Origin of the sequence: Stutzerimonas stutzeri (assembly GCF_000935215.1) — a bacterium.
Classification (GTDB): Bacteria; Pseudomonadota; Gammaproteobacteria; order Pseudomonadales; family Pseudomonadaceae; genus Stutzerimonas.
Genome location: NZ_JXXD01000150.1, coordinates 1 through 6940 on the forward strand (window position 1 = coordinate 1; position 6940 = coordinate 6940).

Consider the following 6940-nt stretch of genomic DNA (forward strand, 5'->3'; position numbering starts at 1 on the left):
GTCGAGCCGATCTGGCGCAGCCCCGACGCCGCGGAGCGCGACGATAGCCAGCAATTGCTGCAGATCGCCGTGCAGGGCCTTACCGATCTGCCGCAGGCCTTCGAGCGCGCCCGCCCGGCCCTTGCGCTGTACCGCGACTTGCGCGCCGCCTATGCGCGGTTGCGCCTGGCGCCGCTGCCCGCCTGGCGGCCATTGCCGGACGGCACGACGCTGCGACCCGGAATGAGCGATGAACGTGTGCCGCTGCTGCGCGAAATGCTGCTCGCCGGCGCCGCCAGTACGGCGGCGCTGGAGCCGCGCTACGACGACGAGCTGGTCGAGGCGGTGCGCCGCTTTCAGACGCGACATGGTCTGGAAGCCGACGGCGTGATCGGCGCCGGCACGCTGGCTGCATTGAACGTCAGCCCGTCCAGCCGTCTCGATCAGGTGCGTATCAATCTGGAGCGCCTGCGCTGGATCAGCCGTGACCTCGAGCCGCAATCGCTGCTGGTGGATATCGCCGGCGCACGGCTGATCTACTACCGCGACAGCTGCCCGTTCTGGCAGACGCGTACCCAGGTCGGCCGCCAGGCGCGGCAGACGCCGCCGCTGAAATCGCAGATCACCCGACTCACGCTCAACCCCACCTGGACCGTACCTCCGACCATCCTGCAGCAGGACAAGCTGCCGTTGATCCGCAAGGACGCCGGCTACCTCGCGCGTCACGGGATGCGCGTGCTCGATGCCCAGGGCAACGACCTGGACCCGGCCAGCATCGACTGGCATGCACCGCGCAACATCATGCTGCGCCAGGAGGCAGGTCCGGCCAATCCGCTCGGACAGGTGGCGATCCGCTTCGCCAACCCGTTCTCGGTGTACCTGCACGATACGCCGAGCAAGCCGCTGTTCGATCTCAGCGAGCGTGCCCTCAGCTCCGGCTGCGTGCGCGTCGAAGGGGCGCTGCAGCTGGTCGATCTGCTACTCGACGAAGACGAGCGCGAGACCGTCGCCAGACTGCTGCAGACCGGCAAGACCCACGAGTACCGCCTGGCGCGCCGCACGCCGATCCTGATGGCTTACTGGACCGCGGCCGTCGACGACACCGGCCAGCTGCGCTATCGCCCGGACATTTACCAGCGCGATGCCGCGCTCCTCAGGGCGCTGGACGCGGCGCGCTAGCGCAACGCTGACGACCCGGTGCGGGCACCCGCGCGGCGTTCCGTTCGTCGGGAGTTTCGTCGCCTGCCGCCTGAACCAAGCAGGCTCGGCGTAGTCTTTTGCTGACCGCTCGACACACCCGCCGCTGAAGGGTGGTCGACTGACAGACCCGTCTGAATTACTCAGTGCCATGGATAGCCGAGCAGGACACCTTGAACGCCGAACACAGCGCCCTCACAGCGACCTGGAATGAAGCTGAACGGCTGATCGCATTGGCTCGTTATGCCGCGCTCGACGCCTCGTGCGACGCGGAGCTGGATGAGCTTGCCGCCATGGCTGCGGACCTCTGTGCCTGTCCGGCGGCGGCGATCCATTTCATCGATGACCAATACCAGTACTGCAAGGGCGCCTTCGCGCTCCAGCGCGAGCCCGTTCCGCTCACGCGCTCGCTCTGTGCCCGCGCGATCCTGCAATCCGAGCCGCTGATCACCAGGCAAAGCGGCGAGCTCAGCGCGCCCGTGGAAATGCCACGTCTCGCCGCAGGCGAGCCCGCACGCTTCTATGCCGCGGCGATCCTGCGCGACGACGATGGCCTGCCGCTGGGTACGCTGTGCGTCTGCGACCGCCAGCCACGCGAGCTCTCGCCGCGTCAGGGCGCGCAGCTGCAGGCAGTGGCACGCCAGGTCATGGCGCTGCTGGAACTGCGGCGTTTACGCGGCGAAGACGCGCGCAGCCGCCAGATCATCGACAGCGCCCAGGACTACGCCATTCTCGCCAGCGACCCGCGCGGGTGCATCACCAGCTGGAACAGCGGTGCGCAGCGCATGCTCGGCTGGACTGCCAAAGAGATGATCGGCCAGCCACTCGCCCGCATCTTCACCGAAGAGGATTGCGCACAACACGCCCCTGAGCAGGAAATGCGCACGGCAAGCGAGAAAGGCAGCGCCATCGATGAACGCTGGCACCAGCGCAAGGACGGTTCCCGCTTCTGGGCCAGTGGAGTGCTCACTCCGCTTTTGCACGACGGCAAGCCGCAGGGCTTCGTCAAAATCCTCCTCGATTTGACCGAAGCGCGGCTGCAGCAGAGCTTCGCCCGGGAAATGGAGGAGCGCTACCGCACGCTGGTCGACCTCAGTCCACAGGTGGTCTGGCAATGCGATGCCGATGGCAGCCTGAGCTATTGCAACAGCTACTGGTGCGAATTCACCGGCCTGGACGAGCAGCAATCACGTGGCGACGGCTGGCTTGTAGCGGTCTCCGCGAACGATCGCCAGCGTACGGCCGAACAATGGCAGGCCGCGCTGCAACGCCAACTACCGTTCAAGCTCGAACTGCCCCTGCGCGACATCGATGGCCAGCCGCGCTGGTTCCAGGTCAGCGCCGCACCGATCTACGATGCCGACGGACAATTGCTGCACTGGGTCTGCGTGGCCCAGGACGTCGACAGCCGCCGGCGCTCGGAGATGCAGCGGCTGGAGAGCGAAGCCTTCACCCGCCTGTTGCTGGATTCGGCCAACGAAGGCTTCTACTCCATCGACCGCGGCGGCATGGTCACCCTGTGCAACGATGCCTTCCTCAACCTGCTGGGCTTCGCCAGCCGCGAGGAAGTGCTAGGCCGCCAGCTGCACCATGTGATCCATCACAGCCATCCGGACGGCAGCCCCTACCCGGTGCAGGACTGCCCGATCCAGCACACCGCCACGACCGGCGAACCACGCCACGTCGAGCACGAATTGTTCTTCCGCGTCGACGGCAGCAGCCTGCCGGTGGAATACCGGGTGGCGCCGATCTACCGCGACGGCGAGCTGCAGGGCGCCATCTGCACCTTTAGCGACATCAGCGAGCGCACCCAGCACCAGGCATTGCAGGCCTTTCTTCTCGAACTGAGCGATTGCCTGCAGGCTTGCAGCGAGCGGGTCGATGTCTGCTGCGTACTCGACGAGCGCCTGGCCCGGCTGACGCACTGTGACTGCATCGCCTGGGGGACCGTGAAGGACGGCACGCTGGCCGTGAAACAGGAATGGCTGGCTGCGGATGCTCCGAGCCGGATAGGGCGTCATGGCCTGGAAGCAGAGGCCGCCGGTTTCATCGACCGCCTGCCAGACGAAAACCTGGTCGTGCTCGAGGAAGACACGTCAGGCAGTGACTCGCTGCTGCAACATCTGGCCGCCCGCTCGGTCCTGTTCACCGAGCTGCCAGGTGTCGAGTCCGGCACCCAGCCCGCGCTGCTCATGTTCATCCGCAGCCAACCGCTGCCGTGGAGCCCGGATGACATAGGCCTGGCGCGCGAGGTGCTGGAGCGCATCCGTGCCGCGGCCGAGCGCATGCGGGCCAGCAAGGCCCTGCGCGAAGCCGAGCAGCGCATCAGCCTCGCCAACGAGATCGCCTCGATCGGCGTCTGGGAATACCGCGACAGCCATCATTCGCTGCACTGGGACGCACAACTCAAGGCCATGGCCGGGCTGGCGCCGGATGAGCCGGGGCTGGGTGTGCACGAGATTCTTGCGCGGATCCATCCGGACGACCGCAGCGTGCTGCTCAAGGCGCTGGGCGAGACCCTGGCGGGACGTGGCGACGGCGAGTTCCAGCTCGACTACCGCATCTTCGATACCCGCATCGGCGAGTTCGTCTGGCTCGCCAATCGTGGCCGCCGGCTCGTCGATTCCAGCGGCAAGGTGCGCATCCTCGGTACCGCGCGCAACATCACCGCCGAACGCAACGCTGCCGAACGCATGCTGCGCATGAACGAGATGCTCGAAGAGCAGATCAAGGATCGCCAGCAGGCCGAACAGCGTCAGACCGCGCTGATCGAACTGGGCGACCTGCTGCGCGAGCAGCACGACAGCCAGACCATCGCGCATGCCGCGGTGAGCGTGATCGGCCGCACCATCGGTGTATCCCGAGTGCTGTTCGCCAGTGTCGATGCACCGAGCCAGAGCGCCACCATCGAGCGCTACTGGAGCGACGGCCGTTCGGACAGCAGCAGCGAAGTGGTGCATTTCGCCGATTACGGCGACTTCTTCTATGACCTGCAGGAAAACGAACTGGTCGTGATCGAGGACGTGCTGCACGACGCCCGCACCGCCAGCCATGCGGAGAACTTTGCCGAAAGCCAGATCCGCAGCATCGTCTGCGTCCCGCTGTTCGAGCAGGGCCGCATTTCCGCCGTGATGATGCTGCTCGAAGAACAGCCGCGCGGCTGGCTCGACGACGACATCTCGTTCATCCGCGAAGTCGCCGACCGCGCCTGGACCGCCGATGAGCGCATGCGCGCCGAACGCGCATTGCGGGAGAGCGAAGAGCAGTTCCGCACCCTCGCCGACAACATGAGCCAGTTCGCCTGGATGGCCGACCCCAGCGGCCACATCTACTGGTACAACAAGCGCTGGTACGACTACACCGGCACCACCGACGAAGCCATGCGCGCCCTTGGCTGGCGCACGGTGAACCACCCGGACCACCATGAGCGGGTCAGCGCCTCGATGAAGCGCGCCTTTGCCATCGGCTCGATCTGGGAAGAAACCTTTCCGTTGCGCGGTAAGGACGGCAAGTACCGCTGGTTCCTCTCCCGCGCGCTGCCGATTCGCGACGATTTCGGCCAGGTTACCCACTGGTTCGGCACCAATACCGACGTCACTGCCCAGGTTGCCGCCGAAGAGGCGCTGCGCGAACTCAACGACAGCCTCGAGCGCCGGGTTGCCGAACGTACCCGCGAGCTGGCGGCGATCAACAGCCGGCTGCACATCGAGATGGCCGAACGCGAGCGCGCCGAGGAAGCGCTGCGCCACGCGCAGAAGATGGAAGCCATCGGGCAGCTCACCGGCGGCCTGGCGCACGACTTCAACAACATGCTGACCGGCGTGCTCGGCGCGCTCGACCTGATCCAGCGGCGTGTCGCCGGCGGCAATACCGGCGATCTCGACCGCTACATCGACGCCGCGACCACCTCGGCCAACCGTGCCGCGGCGCTGACCCATCGCCTGCTGGCCTTTGCCCGTCGCCAGTCGCTGGCCCCCAAACCGGTCGACGTGAACCTGCTGGTGGTGTCGATGGAGGACATGCTGCGTCGCACCATGGGCGAGCACATCCGTCTGGAAGTCGAGCTGCAGGCAGATGCCTGGCTTGCTTATACCGACGGCCACCAACTGGAAAACGCCCTGCTCAACCTGGTGATCAATGCCCGGGATGCCATGCCCGATGGCGGACGCCTCGGGGTGAACACGCGCAATGTACGGATCCAACAGCGCCAGCCGGACGCTCCCGAACCGGGCGACTACGTGGTGCTGAGCGTCACCGACAACGGCTCCGGCATGTCGGCTCAGACCATCGCCAAGGCATTCGATCCCTTCTTCACCACCAAACCCATAGGCCAGGGCACCGGCCTAGGCCTGTCGATGGTCTACGGCTTCGCCAAGCAGACCGGTGGTCACGTGCGCATCGACAGCACGCTGGGCGAAGGCACGCAGGTCATCCTCTACCTGCCGCGCAACGAGGCCCAGGACGAGCTACCGCCTGCAGCGTCGCAATCGACGGAGATGCCCAGCGCGACGAACGGGGAGATCGTGCTGGTGGTGGAGGACGAGGCCGCCGTGCGCATGCTCGTCGTGGAGGTGCTGCAGGAGCTGGGCTACCAGGTGCTGGAAGCAGTCGATGCGAATGGCGCGCTGCCCTACCTGCACGGCGATCAGCGCCTCGATCTGCTGGTCACCGATTTCGGCCTGCCCGGCCTGAACGGACGGCAGCTGGTGGAAAGCGCGCGACAGCACCGCCCCGAACTGAAGGTGCTGTTCATCACCGGCTACGTACCGGACGACGAGATGCGTAACGACTTCCTCGCACCCGGCATGGATATCCTCGCCAAACCGTTCAGCATCGACACCCTCGCCGCCCGCATCCGGCGCCTGATCGACGGGCGCGACTAGCGACAACCGGAACTCTCCTTCGCCCATCGCACTCTCAGAAGAACGATAGCAAGGAGGTTTCCGCTCATGCGCAAGACACTTTTCGCAGCGTTCACCCTGGCGTTGGTGCCGGTTGGTAGCGCCGTGGCCGATGGCCTGGTCCGCGACATTCTCTCCTCGGGTGCGACCACCGCATCCACCTACATGACCTTCAAGGACGACAAGCTGGTGATACCTGCGCGCGAGGATGCAGGCAGCTTCGTGGCCAGCAACGGCGAGATCCGCGGCCCGTATCTGGAAGCCATGCTGCAGCAACTGCGCAGCGAGCAGCCGCAGCTGGAAGCCACCGACATGGAGCTGGCCAGCGCGATCCTTGCGGCCGAACAGCTTCAATAGCAGCACGCTGAACCCATTCACGCATTCATTCGAGGTCAGTTCATGAAGAAGAGCGCTTCCGCCGTCTGGCAAGGCGGCCTGAAAGACGGCAAGGGCACCATCAGCACTCAGAGCGGTGCACTGAAGGACAACCCCTACGGCTTCAACACTCGCTTCGAAGACACGCCGGGGACAAATCCGGAAGAGCTGATCGGCGCGGCACATGCCGGTTGCTTCTCGATGGCCCTGTCGATGATGCTGGGCCAGGCCGGGCTGACCGCCGAACGCATCGACACCCGCGCCGAGGTCACACTCGACAAGGATGGCGAAGGCTTCAGCATCACGGCGATCGATCTCACCCTCAAGGCGCGGATTCCGGGTGCAGATGACGCGCAGTTCCAGCAGATCGCCAATCAGGCGAAGGAAGGCTGCCCGGTGTCCAAGGTACTCAACGCTCGCATCAGCCTGAACGCGACGCTGGAAGGCTGACCGGGCCTCCATCGCGCGAAGCTCGGGCGCAAAAAAAA

Annotated in this window: 4 protein-coding genes; all 4 read left to right on the top strand. The window is 65.8% G+C overall.

From position 1 onward, the window contains the following. The coding region (locus LO50_RS15870) for a L,D-transpeptidase family protein (RefSeq protein WP_044315608.1) at positions 1–1158 on the top strand (1158 nt) is incomplete at its 5' end. A 191-nt stretch (positions 1159–1349) separates the two neighbouring features. Next, positions 1350–6059 carry a PAS domain S-box protein gene (locus LO50_RS15875; protein ID WP_044315609.1) on the top strand — a complete coding sequence of 1570 codons (4710 nt, stop codon included), beginning with the start codon at positions 1350–1352 and terminating at the stop codon, positions 6057–6059. Between the two features lie 66 nt (positions 6060–6125). Then, complete coding sequence (locus tag LO50_RS15880; RefSeq protein WP_014821988.1) at positions 6126–6434, top strand: DUF2388 domain-containing protein; 309 nt, start codon at positions 6126–6128, stop codon at positions 6432–6434. Between the two features lie 42 nt (positions 6435–6476). Continuing rightward, positions 6477–6902: an OsmC family protein gene (locus tag LO50_RS15885; RefSeq protein ID WP_014821989.1), complete on the top strand. Its 426-nt coding sequence runs from the start codon at positions 6477–6479 to the stop codon at positions 6900–6902. Positions 6903–6940: the final 38 nt, after the last annotated feature.